Origin of the sequence: Brevibacterium sp. CCUG 69071 (genome assembly GCF_021023135.1) — a bacterium.
GTDB lineage: Bacteria > Actinomycetota > Actinomycetes > Actinomycetales > Brevibacteriaceae > Brevibacterium.
In genome coordinates this window covers 76328-93516 of record NZ_PGFV01000006.1, presented here as the reverse complement: position 1 = coordinate 93516, position 17189 = coordinate 76328, and the positions used below count along the sequence as shown (strand labels likewise).

Sequence of the window (17189 nt, the reverse complement as noted above, 5' to 3'; positions counted from 1 at the left end):
AGGCGGGGACGCACAGCGCTCAAATCAGCGCGCGGCACGGTTGAGGCGGGATTGTTCGGCTACTTCCGAGCAGATCTGGGCCCAAAAATGCTCGGAGGTAGCCGAACAATCGCTGCAGGTGGCCCTGATCGCTGGCGGCGCCAGGGGCGGAGAGCGATCCGGTGCGGCGAAGTCAGTCGATTTCGCGGCGGCCGGAGAAGGCGCGGCCGAGGGTGACCTCATCGGCGTACTCGAGGTCACCGCCCACAGGCAGCCCGGAGGCAAGTCGGGTCACGGTCACGCCGAGAGTGCCGAGCAGGCGGACGAGGTAGGTGGCGGTCGCTTCACCCTCGAGGTTCGGATCCGTGGCGATCACGCACTCCTTGACCTCGCCGTCCTGGAGCCTCGTCATCAGCTCCTTGATGCGCAGGTTGTCCGGTCCGACTCCGGCCATCGGGTCGATCGCGCCGCCGAGGACGTGATAGAGACCGCGGTATTCGCGGGTGCGTTCGATCGCGACGACATCCTTCGGCTCCTCGACCACGCAGATCATCGACCGATCCCGGCGAGGATCCTGACAGACGGTGCATTCGGATTCCTCGGACACATTGCCGCAGATATCGCAGAAGCGCACTCGCTTCTTCACCTCGGTCAGTGCCTGCGCCAGTGCGGTGACGTCAGCGGACTCGGACTGGAGAATGTGGAACGCGAGTCGCTGCGCCGACTTCGGCCCGATGCCCGGCAGTTTGCCGAACTCTTCGACCAGGTCCTGCAGGGCACCTTCGTAAACCGCGCTCATACTTCTCTTTCATCGATGACTTCGCCGCCGAGGACGCGTGCGATCACGTCGACTCCGATCTGCGGGGCCTCCGATACGTCGAGGTCCGTCTCCGGATCATACTCGTCCTCTACGGAACCGCTGTGCTGCTCGGATGTGTCGGCACCCTGTCCCTGGGCCGAGCCGTTGCCGCCGAATGCCCCGCTGCCGCCATACGACTCATCCGGGCTCGCCGGCCGCTGAGATCCGTAGCCCGAGGGGGTCGACTGAGCCGAGCTCGCACCGTGCTTCTCGGCGAGCGCGGCGAAGCGGGACTTGAACGGTTTGGCCCCACCGTTCCCGTGCGATTGCGGTGGGGGCGCAGTCTGGCTCGGCACCGCATCGTTCGGCCCGGCTTCGTTCGGCGCGGCGAAACTCGGGGAGTCTGCACCCGCATAGTCGTCGAGGAAGTCGAGGTCGTCGTCATCCGGCGGCGGGACGACGACCGCGCCGACGTCGACCGCTCCGCTGCCGGCGCTCGTCGAATCGGAGCTGTCAGGTTCGGCGCCCTCTGCCACCCCACCGGCAGGAGCGTCGTGCCAGGTCGGCTCCTCCCACCGGGGCTGGGCGTACTCCATGGGTTCGGCGGCGTCATCATCGGCCGCAGTCGGTTCCCGGTGCTCAGCATCCGGTGCCGGCGCTGGATTCGAAGGACGGTCCTCCGCGGCGACGGCCGTGGCCGAATCGCCCTCGTGACCGGCTGCGGGTTCACTGTCGTGAGCGCTCGAAGCTGCGAAGAAGTCGTCGTCCGAGAGGTCAGGGACGAAGATCTCGTCCCCAGCCGCAGTGTCGCTGACGGCGACGGGGTCGTCGGCCGGGGCTGTCGGTGCCTGATCTGCCGGGTCAGGCTGTTCTTCCGGACGTGCCAGATCAGGCTGATCGGCGGGATCTGCCTGGTCAGGCTGATCTGCCTGAGGTTCAGGTTCAGGTGCAGGCTCAGGTTCAGGTGCAGGCTCAGGATCAGGTACAGGCTCAGGTTCAGGTACAGGCTCAGGTTCAGGTGCAGAGCCGGGTGCATGGTCAGTCGAGGCCGCAGCAGCGTTGGACTGCGAGGAATCGACGGAGACGTCGGCCGTGTCAGCCTGCTGTTCTCCCTCCTCGTCGTCGGAGGACCATGGTCCTTCGCCCGACCCGCCGGTCTCCCAGAACTTCTCGTGGTCGACCTGAGGCTTGTCGACCTCGCGGGTGCCGACGACCGCGGCGACTTCCTGCGGGCTGGGGCGACGCTGGCTGGGCGCCGGACCGCGATTGGCACCGGAATCACTCAACCCGGGAGCCGATGCTCCCTTGCCGCCGGCGCCTCCGCCGGTACCTCCCGCCGGACCACCACCCGAGTTGCCGCCGACGCGACCGACATCACCGACGTCGATGCGCGCCTGGATGCCGAGGACATCGTTGATCGCCATGGCGAGCTTAGCCGCATGATCGCGCTGCTTGAACCCCTGGACGGAACCGGCATTGTTGAAACCGAGGTAGACGACACCGTCGGAGAACGACTGCGGGATCGCATTGGCAGCGATGATCGCACGAGTCAGGCGGCTGCGCTTCTCGACAGCGGCGAGGATGCTCGGCCAGGCGCGACGAATCGCTTCGATCTCTCCGCCGATCTCGCCGGCACCGGCCACCGAGCCCGCTTCCGGAGCCGTCGGATCACTCGAACCCTCGGGCTGGTTCGGAGCCGGTGCTCGAGACTCATCCGGGACTTCGGACCCGACCTGGGATCTGGCATCCGAAGGTTCTGTCTCGTTCGGCCCCGCACTCGCGTCATGGCTCTGCTGTGCTGGAACCTGCTGTGCTGAAGTCTGTTGTGCCGGAGTCTGCTGTGCCGGATTCTGCCGCTCCGGAGCCTGCTGATTCGCCTGTTCCTCCGGTCGATCGGCAGAGGCCTGAGTCTCCTCATCGTGAGCCGCGGCATCCGACGGTCCCGACTCCCCCTGATCCGATGTCGACGCAAGTGGCATAGGTGGCACAGACTGTGACGCCGCCTCCGGCTGGGCCGAACGCGGGGAATCATTGAGCATCGACTCGGCGGCGACGGCGATATCGGCGAGGTCATCGAAGTCATCGTGCGCGGCGGCGGACGCAGTCGACGGTCCGCGCACGGCCGAACCGGCGCCACCGCCCTGTTGAGCAGCGCCGCCCTGCTGAGGCGCGGCGGCCCGCTGGGAGGCACCGTCCTGCCCCGGCCCGGGAACCGACCCGCCCGTCATCGCCTGACCAGCATCGGCCACCTGACCGGCACCAGCCGCCTGACCAGCGCCAGCCGCCTGACCGGCAGGCTGCGACTCGACCTGAGCCGGGGACACATTCGCAGCGGTGCCCGTCGCGGACATGCCGATCCGGCGTTCCATGCGCTCCATGCGGCTGAGCACCGCGTCGCGGCTGCGTCCCGAACCGGGCAGCAGGACGCGGGCACAGATGAGTTCGAGCTGCAGCCTCGGCGAGGTCGCCCCGGACATCTCGGTCAGCCCGTGGTTGAGCAGATCCGCGGCCCGAGAGAGCTCACCCTGGCCGAAGCCGCGAGCCTGCAGAGTCAGCCGCTCGAGCCGATCCGGGGGAACCTCGGGCAGGAAGGCATGGGCCGCCTCGGGTGCGGCATTGATGACGATGAGGTCGCGGAAGCGTTCGAGGAGGTCTTCGACGAAGCGACGCGGATCCTGACCGGACTCGATGACTCTCTCCACCGCGCGATACACCCCTCCCCCGTCACCAGCGGAGAAGGCGTCGACGATGTCGGAGAGCAGCGAATCGGGTGTGTACCCGAGCAGCGCGATCGCCCGCCCGTAGTCCACGCCGTCGGGACCGGAACCGGCGATGAGCTGATCGAGCACGGACAGGGTGTCACGCACCGACCCCCCGCCGGCGCGCACGACCAGGGGCAGCACGCCCTTGGCGACCTGCACGCCCTCACGGGTGCACAGCTCATCGAGGTAGTTGCCCAGGGCCTCGGGCGGAACCAGGCGGAAGGGATAGTGGTGCGTCCGCGAACGGATCGTGCCGATGACCTTCTCCGGCTCGGTCGTCGCGAAGATGAACTTGATGTGCGGCGGCGGCTCCTCGACGATCTTGAGCAGTGCGTTGAAGCCCTGCGAGGTGACCATGTGCGCCTCATCGAGGATGAACACCTTATAACGGTCGCGTGCGGGCGCGTAGATGGCGCGTTCACGCAGGTCACGGGCATCATCGACACCGTTGTGGCTGGCCGCGTCGATCTCCACGACGTCGAGCGAACCGGGGCCGCCGTTGGCCAGGTCCTGACAGCTCGGGCATTCCCCGCACGGGACCGGGGTCGGGCCCTTCTCACAGTTGAGGCACCTGGCCAGAATCCGCGCCGAGGTGGTCTTGCCGCAGCCGCGGGGCCCGGAGAACAGGTAGGCATGGTTGATGCGGCCGCGTTCGATCGCGGCCTTCAGCGGATCGGTCACATGCTCTTGACCGATGACCTCGTCGAAGGTCTCTGGGCGGTATCTTCTGTACAGTGCGGTGGACACGCCCCTAGCCTAATGCCAACGACTGACACGACACACGGGCCGGCAGGAACGTCCCAGACGTTGTCGACGGCAGTGCGCATCGGGCACGATAGAGTCCATGAGTCCAGCCATCCCCGACCCCGACGCGAACCGCCCCGACGAGAACGACCCCGAGGCGCGCCCCACCGACCCGGCGAAGTCCATCCGCATCGGCCACCAGGAACGCGATGAGGCGATCGAGGTGCTCCGCGAGGCCGCCGGGGACGGACGGATCACCGTCGAGGAACTCGACGAGCGGATGGAGAAGGTGCAGGCGGCGAAGTTCCCCATCGACCTCGACGAGGTCCTGGCCGACCTGACGACGAAGCTGCCCTCCGACCGCTTCCGGCCTCAGACTCCCGGCTCTGGCCTGGCTCGCCCACCGGCTCCAGGCCAGGACGTCATGCGCCCGAACAACATCGGCATGGACTCGGCCGAGCCGCTCGTGCTCAAGGCCGGGTGGGAGTCGGAGAACCGCCGCGGTCGGTGGCTGGTGCCCGCCGTCATCCGCTGCGAACCGTCGATGTCGAACATCGAACTCAACTTCCTCGAGGTCACCACCGACCTCGAGCGCATCGACGTCGAGATCGTCGCGGGCATGGGCTCCGTCGTCGTGGTCGTCCCCGACGACTGGGGCGTCAACGTCGACCGTCTCTCGAAGACCTGGGGCACCGTGAGGTCCTCGGTCAGCGCGGTTCCCCAGGGGAGAAAGCCCACTATCGTGGTCGGCGGATCGGTCGGCATGGGCACCTTCCGCGCCCGCTTCGCGAACTGGCTCGACCGCCGGCGACTGGCGAAGTGATGGAACCCGGTCTCGGTGCCGTCCTCTTCCTCACGGTCTGCATCATCGTCATCTTCAGCCTCGGCGCGCTCCTCATCCATCGCGTGATGAACAAGCCCGGTGCCCACATCGGCTCCCGCCTGTCCCGGCATGACAACGACCACGGCACCGAGGCGGCCGACCGGAAGAAGGGCACCGACCCCGACGAGGAGTGAGTCGGTTCCTTGCAAACCCGGGCCCGACGTGGTCGACTCGAACCATGCCTGAGATCGAGATCACACGCATCGATCCCGATGATGCCTCGGGGCTGAAGGACTGGGATGCGCTCATGCGCGACGCCTACACCGCCGAGCGGACGGCGGCGTGGTGGCGCAGCCCCGAGGCCCTGCTCGCCCAGTTCGCCCACCCCCGCACCGACAAGCAGGACATCGCACTCGTGGCCCACCTCGGCGGGGAGGCCGTCGGCGGCGCGGAGCTTGCGCTCATCACCGATGCCCCCGCCGAGGTCGAACTCGGCGTCTCCCCCGCCCACCGCCGTCAAGGGGTGGCCACAGCACTCGCTGAGGCGGTCGAGGCGCTGCTGCGCGGGGCACAGCCGGGAGGCATAAGGGTCGAGGTCGTCCAGACCGAGACCTACTGTCCGGCCGGGATAGCATTCGCGCAGTCGCGGGGCATGCGCATCGGGATCGAGGAGCATCGGCTGCTGCTCGACCTGCCGGACTATCTCACCGCCGATGCGGACCGCTACAAGGATTCCGGGGCCGCCACCTCGGTGCCGGTCGTCGCCGCCGATCCGGACTTCGCGGTCACCTCGTGGACGGGAACCTGCCCCGAGGAGGTCCTCGAGGACTGGGCGATGCTGCGGGTGCAGATGGATGAGGACGTGCCCGTCGGGGACCTCACCCGCAGCACCCGGCATGCCGACACTGCCGCGATCCGCAGCCATGAGGAGCGCATGGACGAACACGGCTGGATCCTCGTCAGCTCGCTGGCACATGTCGAGGATCGGGCGGTCGGCTACACGGAGATCATGGTCTCCCGCGATCAGCCGGATATCGTCATCCAGGAGGACACTCTCGTCGATCGGGCCCACCGCGGCCGCGGCATCGGGCGTGCCCTCAAGGTCGCGAACATGCGTCAGCTCCAGGATGTGCCCGAGGCGGCCGCCGGGAAATGGATCCAGACCTACACGGCCACCGGAAATGCGCCGATGCTCGCTCTCAACCGCGATCTCGGCTTCCGCACGGTCGATACGATGACCGCACTCGAGGGACGATTCGACTACAGTGAACGGTGACAGTCCCGGCCACCGAAGCGAAGCAGGCACCCGTGTCGCCCAACATCATCATCGCCGTCCTCGTGTTCATCCTCGTCGTCCTCATCACCGTGCTCGTCATCCGCTCACGCGCCGCGAAGCATCGTCGACAGACCGCCGACCGGACCCCGCCGAGGCCCCGCGATCCCTTCGCCTCCGAACAGGACACCGGTGGAGATCCGGCAGCGATCAAGGCCGGCGATCTGCTCGAATTCGGCAATGAGAAGTTCTTCGTCCGCGGCACTCTGCGCATCTCCGAGGGCGGCTACGACTGGGCCGAGCACTTCTTCCAGTCCGACGAGTCCGCGACCCGACTGTGGCTGACCGTCGAACACGACCCCGATCTGCAGGTCTCCCGGTGGCGCGACCGCCCCGAGCTCGACATCGAGCCGAAGGCGAAGACAATCACCATCGACGGCACCGAATACCAGCTCGTCGAACACGGCACCGCCTCCTACCGCTCCGAAGGCACCACCGGACTGAACGAGAAGGGCGGGGTCGACTATGTCGACTACGAATCCGCCGATCACCGGCTCCTAGCCTTCGAACGCTTCGACCACGGGCGGTGGGAGGTGAGCACCGGCGAGTCCATTCCCGTCGGCTCCTTCACCATCTACTCGAGCAGCTGATGCGCGACCTCCCCCACACTCCCCCGCTGCCGACGGTGCCGCTGCGCGCCGAGGTGGCGTTCACCGACGTCTCGGCCGCCGCGTTGCGCTTCACCCTCGATCACGAACCCATCACCCCGCTGGCCTCCCGGTTCGTCGACGTCCCCGCGGGAACCGGGGATGCGCATATCCGCCTCGAACTCCGCGTCATCGGCTCCTCCCACCAGGTCATCGTCGACGACGCATTCATCGAGACCTTCGCCTGCCTCGGCGCCGGTGAGACTCCCGATTGGGGCACACAGCGGAGCACCGACGGCATCTGGGCCGGGTTCTCCCGGCACCGGTTCACCTGCACCCTGACCGAGGTGCCCGGTGACTTCGCCGCTGCCGCCGCCGAGGTGGTCGGGCGTTCCGGCGCCCACGACGATCACCTCGTCGTCTCCTTCCCAGGCGATCCGAGCGCGCTCACCGCACTGGCGCTGACCCACGTTGATACCGACAGGCTGGCCTGGCAGACCTGGCACTGCTATCCGCAGCACCGCCAGATGGTGCACAGTCACAGCGAGCTGAGGAGGGACGCATGAGCCGCGACCCGAACGTCTCCATGGGCGGAGGCTCCTTCGACTTCGATGCCGAGAACGGCCGCGGATCGTCCGGCGGTTCGGGCGGCTGGGGTTCGGGGCCCGCGAACAACGACTCGGGGCGGAAACCGAGGCGATTCGGCTGCGGCACGATCATCGCCCTCATCGTCATCCTCGTGCTCATCGGAAACGTCATGCGCGGATGTTCCGATGACGAAGGCGGCTCGGGCGGCGGAGGATTCTTCTTCCTGCCCTTCTTCGGCAGCAGCTCCACCGGATCGAACTACGGCGACGGCTCGGGCTTCCGCGGCGGCGGACCCGGCACGGGCAAATGACGGCAGACACGATGCGACCAGCACAGATGGCACTCTGAAAGGCAGACATGTTGGCAGAACTCTTCCTGGAGATCGGGATCGTCCTCTCCTATGCCGTGAGCGGCCTCGTGCTCATGCTCATCGGCTATTTCGTCGTTGACCTCCTCACCCCGGGCAAGCTCCACGTCCTGCTGTGGCAGCAGAAGTCGCGGACCGCGGCGGTGCTCGTGGCCTCAGACCTCGCCGGTGTCGCGATCATCGTCATCGCCGCGATCAGGGCCAGCTCCGATGCTCTGCTCCTCGGAGTCATCTCCACCCTGGTCTTCGGCATCGTCGGCATCATTCTGATGGCCCTGAGCTTCCTGCTCATCGACGCCTTCACCCCGGGCAAGCTCGGTGACATCGTCAAACCCGATCAGTTCCACCCCGAGGTGTGGGTCAACGCCACCGCACACCTGGGCATCGCGGGCATCATGGCCGCAGCGCTCCTTTGAGCACAGACACCGCTGTGGGCGATCCGGCTGCGGCAACGCTGCCGCTGAAGCCGGGACCTGCCCGCTTCTTCGTCCTCCTGGCCGTCTTCATCTGCGCGAGCTGCGGCATGGTCTACGAGCTCGCGCTCGTCGCGCTCGGCTCCTACCTCCTCGGCGACACCATCGTCCAGGCCTCCATCGTGCTCTCGGTGATGGTCTTCGCGATGGGCATCGGCTCACTGGCGACCAAACGGCTGACCCGGTTCGCCGCCGTCGCCTTCGCTCTCATCGAGGCAGCGCTCGGCATCATCGGCGGACTCTCGGTCATCCTCCTCTACCTCGCGTTCGCCTTCGCCGATGTCTACACCGTCGCGATGATCGTCCTCGCCTTCTCAATCGGTGCCCTCATCGGCGCGGAGATCCCCCTGCTCATGGAGCTCGTGCAGCGCATCCGCGCGCAGAAGGCCTCGAGCGCGGTCGCCGATCTCTTCGCCGCCGACTATGTGGGCGGGCTCGTCGGCGGACTCGCCTTCCCTTTCGTGCTGCTGCCGATCTTCGGTCTGCCGCGTGGAGCGCTGGCGGTGGGCATCACGAACACCGTCGTCGGCATCCTCATCGTCCTGTGGCTCTTCCGGGCCCAGATCCGCACCCGCACGCAGGTCATCCTCGCCGGTCTCCTCGTCGTCATCGTCGGGGGTCTCACCGCGGTGTGGGTGTTCACCGATGACATCGAGATGACCACCCGGCAGCGTCTCTACCGCGACCCGATCGTGTACTCCCAACGCACGGACTATCAGGAGATCGTGCTCACCGAGTCCCCGAAGACCGGGGACACTCGGCTCTATCTCAACGGGGATCTGCAGTTCGCCTCGGCCGACGAATACCGGTACCACGAGACGCTCATCCACCCGCTGATGAATGGTCCGCGACGCAACGTCCTCGTCCTCGGCGGTGGCGACGGCCTGGCCGTGCGGGAGATCCTCAGATATCCCGATGTCGAGACCGTCACCCTCGTCGATCTCGATCCCCGGGTCCTCGAACTCGCGCGGACCTCGGAGCACTTCACGGACTTCAACGAGGATTCGCTCGACGATCCCCGGGTGCGCACGATCGCTGCCGATGCCTTCACGTGGCTGCGCGAGGCGAAGCACGAACACTATGATGCCGTCGTCGCGGACCTGCCCGACCCCGATGACGTCGCCACCTCGAAGCTCTACAGCGTCGAGTTCTACGGCCTGATCAAGCAGGTGATGTCACCTTCGGCTCGCCTCGTCGTGCAGGCCGGTTCCCCCTACTTCGCCCCGGACGCGTACTGGGGAATCGGCGAGGGAGTCGCCGAGGCGGGCCTGGCTACCACGCCCTATCACGTGGACGTGCCCAGCTTCGGCGACTGGGGCTACTTCCTCGCCGCCGTCCCCGACGGTGGGGGCCAAGGTCCGGACGTGACGATCCCCCGGGATCATCCCGGGGGATTGAAGTTCGCCACGCCCGAGGTGCTCGCCGCTTCGACAACGTTCCCACCCGACCGCGATCGCTCGTCGGTCGGTGAGGTGGAGGCCTCGACGCTGCTTCATCCGCGGGTGCTCGATCAGGAGCGCGGAGCCTGGGTGGGCTACTGAGGAGCTCAGGCCCCGAGCAGTCCGAACAGTCCGGCCGCTCCGACGAACCCGAGCCCGAGCAGACCGCCGAGTGCGGCCAGGGAGAGGAAGACGATGCCGAGGATGAAGCCCCATTTGCCCATCTCGTTGTCGGCGTAGCCGGCCCGGCGTGAGTTGTTGCGGGCCATGTAGCCGGTGACGATGCCGACGATGGGGCCGAGGAAGTTGAAGCCGAGAAACGTCGAGAGTGTCGCGACCAGTGAGATGATGCCGAGGACCTTGCCCGGGTCCTCTTCGGCTCTCGGTGTCGGGCCGGGGACGTACGACTGGGGGCCGGTGTGCTGCTGGTAGTCGGTGTGCTGGTGCTGTCCCGGGGTGGGATCGGTCGGTGCATTCATGGCTGGGTCTCTCCTTCTGCGTTGGCTGTTGAGACCAGCCTAGGAATCCGCGTCAGCTGAGTGAATGCTTAAAACCTCTGACCTCGACGGGGGTTTTCCCGAGTCGCACTCATTTCACGCCGTTCACTTCACGCTGTTCACTTCACGTCGACGAGCGCGTGCCGCTGACGTCCCATGAGGTAGAGCAGGATCTCCAGCGGCTCCCCGGTGATCGTCACCGAGTCGCCGCGCTTCTTCCCGATCCTGCGGCTGCCGAATTCGGGGCTGCTGATTTCGACAGGGCCGTCGGCCTTGGCCGCGAACGGCAGCAGCATCAGCTTCGCCTGCGACCAGGCGGTGGCGTTCTCCGACCGGGACAGGCGCCGGGGAATCCATTCGATCGCCGCCCTCCGGATGTCCTCGTGGTGGACGAGGAATTCGCTCGTGTTCATCGCGGACTCCACACCCGGCAGCGCTCCCGGGGTCCACCTCGGCGGGGCGGCGACGAGACCGAGAAGCTGCGGAAACGGCATCTCCGCGTACTCGTCCGCCTTCTGTTTGAGCGCGTCGTCGAACCGGGAGACGAATGTGCCGAGAGCCGCCCGGGGATGCCGTTCGCGGATGATCAGGTGAGTGGCGAGGTCGCGGACCGTCCACCCCTCGCACAGGGTCGGGGCGTCTTCACCGGCACGGCGGGCGGAGTCGACGAGGCGCAGTCGTTCGGTGCGAGCAAGATTGGTCATGCTCGGAAGTCTGTCATCACTGCCTTGGACTCACCTGAATGCCGAGTTCAGCGGCCCAGTCCCGAACGAAGTCAGCGACCCGGGAGACCGAGCGGAAATCGGCGAACTCGTCACCGCGGGTCGGGCCGTCGGTGACGATGACGACCGGTTTGGCCGCCTTGGCGGCGGCACGGACGAAGCGCAGCCCCGAGAGCACTGCCAGAGAGGACCCGAGCACCACGAGTCCGCCCGCCTGCTCACAGATGCGGTTCGCCTCCCGCTGCCGCTCCACCGGCACCGAGTCACCGAAGTAGACGACATCGGGTTTGAGCACTCCCCCGCAGATCGGACAGTCGGCGAGCCGGAACCCCGCGGTCTCCTCGAGTTCGACGTCACCGTCCGGAGCGGTCTCGACATCGATCGGGTCGATGCCGGTGAGTTCGACGAAGTCGGGGTTGAGTTCGCTCAGTCGCCGCTGCATCCAGTCCCGGTCGAAGAGGTGTCCGTTGTCGAGGCAGATGACCCGGTCGAGGCTGCCGTGGAGGTCGATGACGGGGCTCGGAGCAGGGACCTCCTCGGCGGCGGCCTGGTGGAGTCCGTCGACGTTCTGGGTGACGATCCCGGCCACGTCGATCTGGGCCAGTGCCCGGTGTCCGCGGTTCGGGCGGGCCTTGAGCATCCGCGGCCAGCCGACCCATGACCTGGCCCAATAGCGGGCCCGTTGGTCGGGGTGGGAGAGGAAGGTCTGGATCGTCATCGGCCGTCGCGGCTGGGCGTCGGGTCCGCGGTAGTCGGGGACGCCGGAGTCCGTGCTCATGCCGGCACCGGTGAGCACCGCCCAATCGGAGCTCGCCGAGGCGGTGAGGGCCTCGATGATCTCGCCGTCGGTGTGGCTCGGTTCCGGGCGCAGGCGCCCGCGCAGGGGGTCGACGATGATCGCCATGCGTCCTCCTCGTGTCTCGTCGCCTCCCACTGTAGGCGCGAGGACTGACGCGACGCACACCGAGGGTTAGGCTGAGCCCATGGTCAGCGTATTTCTCGTTCATCATTCGCCCTCGGAGGCGACGAATCGGATCGCCGAGGCGGCCCTGGCCGGGCTGCGGATGCCCGAGTTGGGCGGCATCGACGTCATCGTCCGTCACGCCCTGGAGGCGAGCGCGGCCGATGTGCTCGCCGCCGATGCCTATGTGCTCGGCACCACCGCGAACTTCGGCTACATCTCCGGGGCGCTCAAGCACTTCTTCGACACCACCTATGACGATGTCAGGGAAGCGACCGCGGGTCGGCCCTTCTCGTACTGGATCCACGGCGGGTACGACACCACCGGTGCCGAGACCGCGATGAGGCAGATCACCACCGGACTCGGCTGGTCGCTGGCCTTCGATCCCCTAGTCCTCACCGGCGAGGTGGGAGCGGAGCATCTGGAGAAGGCCACGGAGCTCGCGGCCACGGTGGCCGCCTCGGCGCTGGCCTGAGACCGCGAGGCGGGAACCGGGAAACGGGGAAACGGGGACAGTACGAACTTTTCGGTGAAACTACTTTCCATTATGGAAAGTATTTGCTAGAATGAAATTAATTCCACCGCGGAAGTCGCCGAACCACTGGCACCAATCCCACCGAAGGAGCAGCCATGAACGCCACCCCCACCCCGGAACAGGCCAGCGACCTCCTCGCCCAGGTCGACGCGACCCAGCGGCAGGCGCGATCGAGCGACGCCTGGCCCCTGGTGATGATGCTCTTCGTCCTCAGCGGAGTCGTCTCGGTCAGTCTCGTGGCCGTCGGCATCCTCGAAGACAACATGACGCAGCTGATCATCCTCTGCGCCGGTCTCGCCTGGCTCATCCCCTCGATGATCGTCTACATCTCGAAGGCCCTGAGCTGGAGCCGCCGGTCGACGGTGCTGCTGCTGACCTGGCTGCCGCTGACGATGCTCGTCTACCTCGTCGCAATCGTCGTCGACTCCTACGCCCCGACCTCCTGGGTGCCCTTCGCCGCGGCCGGTCTCCTGTGGATCGCCTCCCCGATCGTCGCCCTCGTCGGCCTGCGCCGCTGAAGGGGAGGCGATCATGAACCCTTATCAGGACATTCCTGAGGAAGATGAGATCCCTGATCTCGGTGACTCCCTGGCCCGCATCGACCCCGACCTCGGCAATCCGACCCGCCTGGGCATCGTCTCGAGCCTGAAGAATCGTGAGAGGGCTGAGTTCAAACTCCTCCGCGACTCCCTCGGCGTCTCGGATTCGGTCCTCTCCCGCCACATCTCCGCACTCGAAAAGGCCGAGCTGGTCACCGTGAACAAGGGCTATGTCGGCAAACGCCCCCGCACCTGGGTCTCCATCAGTGAAGAGGGCAGCAGACGACTCGAGGCCCACATCCAGGCGCTCCGCGAGCTCGCCGGCGGCTGAAGGCGTGACCGCCACTGAGTTCCCGGCTAGCATGAGGATCATCCGATGCAAGGAGGCACGATGAACACCACCTCGGCGAACACCGGAGTCGAATTCCGCGAACTGCACGAGATCTCCCGCCTGATCCAGACCGGGCAGCTGAGCTCCCGGGAGGTCACCGCAGCCTTGCTCGACCGGATCGACCGCCTCGATCCCTCTCTCAACGCCTTTGCCGTAGTCATGCGTGAGAGCGCCCTTGCCGAAGCCGAACGCAATGATGAGTGTCTTGCCCGCGGTGATTGGCTCGGCCCGCTGCACGGCGTGCCGATAGCGGTCAAGGACCTCGCCTACACCCACGACGCACCCACAGCTGCCGGGACGACGATCCATTCGGGCTTCCGCCCCGACTTCGACGCCACTGTCGTTTCCCGCCTTCGGGCGGCCGGTGCGGTCGTCCTCGGCAAGCTGCGCCTGACAGAGGGCGCCTTCACCGGACACCATCCGGACCTGCCGACTCCGGTCAACCCTTGGGACTCGGCCACCTGGTCGGGTGTGTCCTCGAGCGGCTCGGGGGTTGCCACCTCGGCGGGCCTGTGCTTCGGTTCCCTGGGCTCGGACACGGGCGGGTCGATCCGACTGCCGTCCTCAGCCAACGGGGTGACCGGGCTCAAACCCACCTGGGGTCGCGTCTCCCGGCACGGCATCTTCGCACTCGCACCGAGCCTCGATCACATCGGACCGATGACGCGCAGTGCCCGCGATGCCGCAATCATTCTCGAGACCATCGCAGGACACGATCCGCACGATCCCACCTCGGCGCTCGAACCGGTGCCTCGCTACAGCCAGCACCTACGCCTCGATCGCAGCCCGGTGGTCGGCTTCGACCGCGAACTGGCCGAGGCCCACTTCGACGCGCCGACGAACGCGATGCTGGAATCGACGATTGAGACGATCGAGAAACTGGGCTGGCGAGTCATCGATGTGCGGACTCCGGATTTCCTGGCCGCGGCCCAGGACTGGACAGCATTATGCGGGGTCGAGACGGCCGGAGTCCACGATGAGACCTACCCTGCCAGGCGCAGCGAATACGGGCCGGACCTCTCCGGACTCATCGACATCGGTCGGGGCCTCTCCGCCGTCGACTACCATCACCTCCTCGAGTCCCGGCGAGCCTTCACCGGGCGGATGCGATCCCTGATGGCAGATATCGATCTCCTCCTGCTGCCCGGGATCGGAGTCGGGTCACCGACGGTCGAGCAGATGAAGAGCCTCGGCTCGGACCCCGAGTTGTTCGCCGCTACCACAGTGCCGACCGCCCCCATCGACAGCTGCGGGATGCCTTCGATCACCTTGCCCGCGGGATTCACCCAGCGGGGAACTCCCCTGGCCGCACAGTTCGTCGCCGATGATTTCGGCGAGCAGCTGCTGTTCTCGGCCGCGCACGCGTTCCAACAGTCCACGGACTTCCATACCCGCCACCCGGAGCTCGCCGGAGGCTGAGGGCGCGCCTCCGCCCGTCTGGCGGCGCCCCTCAATCTGAAATAGGTGACCTGAATCCACAGTTCCGTCGCAGACAACGCCTCGGGAGACGGTGTCTGCGACGGAACTGTGGACTGACGGATGCCAGAGCGATTTTGAGCACCGAAGGGCCGCCCACGCGCTCCGACGCGTCGCGTATTCTGATCGGGTGCCCACGATCAAGCCCTTCCGCACCCGAACCGACCCGGACAGAGCCACCGGCTCCGCCCGGGTCGCCGAACGTCGGCTGCCCCGCTATGAGGCAGGACAGCTGGAGATGCCGGTGCGGATCCTCGGCTCCCAGGAGGAGATGGATCGGGAGACCTATTGGGCCGAGCACTCTCATCCCACCCATGAACTCCTGTGGCGCGATGCCGGCGTCGGCACGGTCACGATCGGCTCACGGACCTGGACCATCACCGCCCCCTTGGGCATGTGGATCCCGGCCGGGATCCCGCACTCCGGGTGGACCCCGGCCGGAGTCGTCGTCTGTGCGGCACAGTTCAGTGTCGACAACCCGCACGTCAGCGACACCCCGACCACGATCGCGATCACCCCGCTGCTCCGCCTCCTCCTCGACCGCCTGCAGACCCTCGAAGCCCACACCGACTCCTATTCCCTGACCGAGGCGATGATTCTCGACGTCATGTCTCCGGCCGCCCACGAACTCCTCCTCCACCGGCCGAACAATCCGCTGCTGGCCCCGGTCGTCGCCGCCATCGCCGAGGATCCGGCCGATGACACGAGCCTCCAGGACTGGGCGCACCGCCTGGGGGCGAGCGCCCGGACCATCACCCGTGCCTTCGAGGCCGAGACGGGCCTGGGATTCAACCGCTGGGTCACGACCGCGCGGATCCAACACGCTGTCAGCCTCATCGGCCTCGGTCACGCGATCGAAGATGCCGCCTTCGACGTCGGCTACGCCTCGACGAGCGCCTTCACCACGGCGTTCAAACGCATCACGGGCACAACCCCCGGGCAGTTCCGCGCCTGAGACCACCACAGGTCTGTCCGTTTGGCGCAACAGCCTGTCGGAATTGCTCGATTGCGGCGCACAGTCGCCTCGGATAGTTTGTTTAGGCACACCTAAACCATCCTGCTTCGAGCGGATGAGCCGAGCTGTGCACCCTCCGCATCGTCCATGCGACCACACACCGTCGAAAGGCCACAATGACCCGCCGCCCTGCCCGCGCGTTGGCACTGACCGCAGCCGTAACCGCCGCGCTTATGCTCACTGCCTGCTCACCTTCAGAGTCCTCCGATGACGCCTCGGGCGGTGACGATTCATGGACACCCGTGACCATCGAACACGCCCTCGGCACCACCGAGATCTCGGAGAAGCCCGAACGCGTCGCCACCGTCAACTGGGCCAACCATGAGGTGCCTCTGGCCCTCGGCGTCGTCCCCGCCGGCATGGCCCGCGCCGACTTCGGCGATGACGACGGCAACGGAGTCCTCCCCTGGGTCGAGGACAAGCTCGACGAGCTCGGCGCCGAGACCCCGACCCTGTTCGACGAGACCGACGGCATCGACTTCGAAGCCGTCGCCGACACCCAGCCCGATGTCATCCTCGCCGGCTACTCGGGCCTGAGCCAGGAGGACTACGACACCCTGTCCGAGATCGCTCCGGTCGTGGCCTACCCGGAGACGGCCTGGGGAACCCCGTGGCGCGAGATGATCGAGATCAACAGCGAAGCCATCGGCATGAAGGACGAGGGCGACGAGCTCATCTCCGACCTCGAGTCCGAGATCGACTCCTCGGTCGCCGAACACCCGGCGATCAAGGACAAGTCGACGATGTTCCTCACCCACGTCGACCCTTCCGACCTGTCCGAGGTCAACTTCTACACCACGCATGACACCCGTGCGATGTTCTTCGAAGACATGGGGATGAAGGCTCCGGCCAGCATCGCGAAGGCCTCCGAGGAGACCGACCAGTTCTCCTCGACGGTCAGCGCCGAACAGGCCGACGTCTTCGACGACGTCGACATCATCGTCACCTACGGCGATGACAAACTCGTCAAGACCCTCGAAGACGATGAGCTGCTCTCGCAGATGCCCGCGGTGAAGAACGAGGCGATCGTCAACCTCCCGGGTGACCAGCCCCTGGGCACCGCGGCGAACCCGACCCCGCTGTCGATCTCGTTCATCCTCGACGACTACCTCGACGAACTCGACAAGGCCGCTTCGAACCAGAACTAGGCACCCACCTC

At 66.8% G+C, this 17189-nt stretch carries 19 protein-coding genes; 14 read left to right on the top strand and 5 right to left on the bottom strand.

Annotated elements, in window-relative coordinates; genetic code table 11:
* Window positions 1-172: 172 nt before the first annotated feature.
* Both recR and CV023_RS15660 read right to left on the bottom strand, forming a co-directional pair.
* The gene (gene recR, locus CV023_RS15665; RefSeq protein WP_230747488.1) at window positions 173-778 is read right to left on the bottom strand and encodes a recombination mediator RecR; all 606 of its coding nucleotides are present in this window, start codon (window positions 776-778) and stop codon (window positions 173-175) included.
* Window positions 775-4287, bottom strand: a complete 3513-nt coding sequence (locus CV023_RS15660; RefSeq protein WP_230747477.1) for a DNA polymerase III subunit gamma and tau — start codon at window positions 4285-4287, stop codon at window positions 775-777. Before CV023_RS15660 ends, recR begins: the two co-directional genes overlap by 4 nt.
* A 97-nt stretch (window positions 4288-4384) precedes the next feature.
* Here CV023_RS15660 and CV023_RS15655 point away from each other — a divergent pair, with 97 nt between their 5' ends.
* The 8 genes from CV023_RS15655 to CV023_RS15620 are packed head-to-tail and all read left to right on the top strand — an operon-like array spanning window position 4385 to window position 9996.
* Window positions 4385-5107, top strand: coding sequence for a DUF1707 SHOCT-like domain-containing protein (locus CV023_RS15655; protein WP_230747476.1), 723 nt, complete (start codon window positions 4385-4387; stop codon window positions 5105-5107).
* A complete protein-coding gene (locus CV023_RS15650; protein ID WP_230747471.1) occupies window positions 5104-5301 on the top strand; it encodes a hypothetical protein in 198 nt (65 codons plus the stop codon). The genes CV023_RS15655 and CV023_RS15650 overlap by 4 nt, the downstream gene beginning before the upstream one ends.
* A gap of 44 nt (window positions 5302-5345) precedes the next feature.
* Entirely contained in the window at window positions 5346-6383 is a 1038-nt protein-coding gene (locus tag CV023_RS15645) for a GNAT family N-acetyltransferase (protein ID WP_230747470.1), read from the top strand.
* 32 nt (window positions 6384-6415) lie between these two features.
* Window positions 6416-7030 (top strand): DUF4178 domain-containing protein, encoded by a 615-nt coding sequence (locus tag CV023_RS15640; RefSeq protein ID WP_230747469.1) that lies wholly within the window; start codon window positions 6416-6418, stop codon window positions 7028-7030.
* Window positions 7030-7593 (top strand): DUF2617 family protein, encoded by a 564-nt coding sequence (locus CV023_RS15635; protein ID WP_230747468.1) that lies wholly within the window; start codon window positions 7030-7032, stop codon window positions 7591-7593. The genes CV023_RS15640 and CV023_RS15635 overlap by 1 nt, the downstream gene beginning before the upstream one ends.
* On the top strand, window positions 7590-7925 hold the full coding sequence (locus tag CV023_RS15630; protein ID WP_230747466.1) for a hypothetical protein: 336 nt from the start codon (window positions 7590-7592) through the stop codon (window positions 7923-7925). The genes CV023_RS15635 and CV023_RS15630 overlap by 4 nt, the downstream gene beginning before the upstream one ends.
* Before the next feature lie 47 nt (window positions 7926-7972).
* Window positions 7973-8398, top strand: a complete 426-nt coding sequence (locus tag CV023_RS15625; RefSeq protein WP_230747464.1) for a DUF350 domain-containing protein — start codon at window positions 7973-7975, stop codon at window positions 8396-8398.
* Window positions 8395-9996 (top strand): polyamine aminopropyltransferase, encoded by a 1602-nt coding sequence (locus tag CV023_RS15620; RefSeq protein WP_230747462.1) that lies wholly within the window; start codon window positions 8395-8397, stop codon window positions 9994-9996. Before CV023_RS15625 ends, CV023_RS15620 begins: the two co-directional genes overlap by 4 nt.
* Window positions 9997-10001: 5 nt before the next feature.
* Here the strand turns inward: CV023_RS15620 and CV023_RS15615 are convergent, their stop codons facing one another.
* The 3 genes from CV023_RS15615 to CV023_RS15605 form a co-directional block, all read right to left on the bottom strand.
* Window positions 10002-10373: a DUF4190 domain-containing protein gene (locus tag CV023_RS15615; RefSeq protein ID WP_230747461.1), complete on the bottom strand. Its 372-nt coding sequence runs from the start codon at window positions 10371-10373 to the stop codon at window positions 10002-10004.
* A 137-nt stretch (window positions 10374-10510) separates the two neighbouring features.
* Window positions 10511-11095: a TIGR03085 family metal-binding protein gene (locus tag CV023_RS15610; RefSeq protein WP_230747459.1), complete on the bottom strand. Its 585-nt coding sequence runs from the start codon at window positions 11093-11095 to the stop codon at window positions 10511-10513.
* A gap of 16 nt (window positions 11096-11111) precedes the next feature.
* Window positions 11112-12017, bottom strand: a complete 906-nt coding sequence (locus tag CV023_RS15605; protein WP_230747457.1) for a Sir2 family NAD-dependent protein deacetylase — start codon at window positions 12015-12017, stop codon at window positions 11112-11114.
* A 79-nt stretch (window positions 12018-12096) separates the two neighbouring features.
* On the opposite strand from CV023_RS15605, the gene CV023_RS15600 reads away from it, so the two are divergent.
* The 6 genes from CV023_RS15600 to CV023_RS15575 all read left to right on the top strand — a co-directional run bounded on the left by CV023_RS15600 (window position 12097) and on the right by CV023_RS15575 (window position 17178).
* Entirely contained in the window at window positions 12097-12549 is a 453-nt protein-coding gene (locus CV023_RS15600) for a flavodoxin family protein (protein ID WP_230747455.1), read from the top strand.
* A gap of 155 nt (window positions 12550-12704) precedes the next feature.
* Window positions 12705-13127, top strand: a complete 423-nt coding sequence (locus CV023_RS15595; RefSeq protein WP_230747453.1) for a hypothetical protein — start codon at window positions 12705-12707, stop codon at window positions 13125-13127.
* Window positions 13128-13140: 13 nt separating this feature from the next.
* The gene (locus CV023_RS15590) at window positions 13141-13479 is read left to right on the top strand and encodes a winged helix-turn-helix domain-containing protein (RefSeq protein WP_230747451.1); all 339 of its coding nucleotides are present in this window, start codon (window positions 13141-13143) and stop codon (window positions 13477-13479) included.
* A gap of 60 nt (window positions 13480-13539) precedes the next feature.
* Window positions 13540-14958: an amidase gene (locus CV023_RS15585; protein ID WP_230747450.1), complete on the top strand. Its 1419-nt coding sequence runs from the start codon at window positions 13540-13542 to the stop codon at window positions 14956-14958.
* 187 nt (window positions 14959-15145) lie between these two features.
* Window positions 15146-15970 (top strand): helix-turn-helix transcriptional regulator, encoded by an 825-nt coding sequence (locus tag CV023_RS15580; RefSeq protein ID WP_230747448.1) that lies wholly within the window; start codon window positions 15146-15148, stop codon window positions 15968-15970.
* Window positions 15971-16146: 176 nt separating this feature from the next.
* Window positions 16147-17178, top strand: a complete 1032-nt coding sequence (locus CV023_RS15575) for an iron-siderophore ABC transporter substrate-binding protein (RefSeq protein WP_230747446.1) — start codon at window positions 16147-16149, stop codon at window positions 17176-17178.
* Window positions 17179-17189: the final 11 nt, after the last annotated feature.

Coding starts and splice junctions, on each gene's coding strand:
- recR (WP_230747488.1), bottom strand. CDS start 778: ATGAGCGCGGTTTACGAAGGTGCCCTGCAGGACCTGGTCGAAGAGTTC.
- CV023_RS15655 (WP_230747476.1), top strand. CDS start 4,385: ATGAGTCCAGCCATCCCCGACCCCGACGCGAACCGCCCCGACGAGAAC.
- CV023_RS15645 (WP_230747470.1), top strand. CDS start 5,346: ATGCCTGAGATCGAGATCACACGCATCGATCCCGATGATGCCTCGGGG.
- CV023_RS15635 (WP_230747468.1), top strand. CDS start 7,030: ATGCGCGACCTCCCCCACACTCCCCCGCTGCCGACGGTGCCGCTGCGC.
- CV023_RS15630 (WP_230747466.1), top strand. CDS start 7,590: ATGAGCCGCGACCCGAACGTCTCCATGGGCGGAGGCTCCTTCGACTTC.
- CV023_RS15625 (WP_230747464.1), top strand. CDS start 7,973: ATGTTGGCAGAACTCTTCCTGGAGATCGGGATCGTCCTCTCCTATGCC.
- CV023_RS15615 (WP_230747461.1), bottom strand. CDS start 10,373: ATGAATGCACCGACCGATCCCACCCCGGGACAGCACCAGCACACCGAC.
- CV023_RS15610 (WP_230747459.1), bottom strand. CDS start 11,095: ATGACCAATCTTGCTCGCACCGAACGACTGCGCCTCGTCGACTCCGCC.
- CV023_RS15605 (WP_230747457.1), bottom strand. CDS start 12,017: ATGGCGATCATCGTCGACCCCCTGCGCGGGCGCCTGCGCCCGGAACCG.
- CV023_RS15600 (WP_230747455.1), top strand. CDS start 12,097: ATGGTCAGCGTATTTCTCGTTCATCATTCGCCCTCGGAGGCGACGAAT.
- CV023_RS15595 (WP_230747453.1), top strand. CDS start 12,705: ATGAACGCCACCCCCACCCCGGAACAGGCCAGCGACCTCCTCGCCCAG.
- CV023_RS15590 (WP_230747451.1), top strand. CDS start 13,141: ATGAACCCTTATCAGGACATTCCTGAGGAAGATGAGATCCCTGATCTC.
- CV023_RS15585 (WP_230747450.1), top strand. CDS start 13,540: ATGAACACCACCTCGGCGAACACCGGAGTCGAATTCCGCGAACTGCAC.
- CV023_RS15575 (WP_230747446.1), top strand. CDS start 16,147: ATGACCCGCCGCCCTGCCCGCGCGTTGGCACTGACCGCAGCCGTAACC.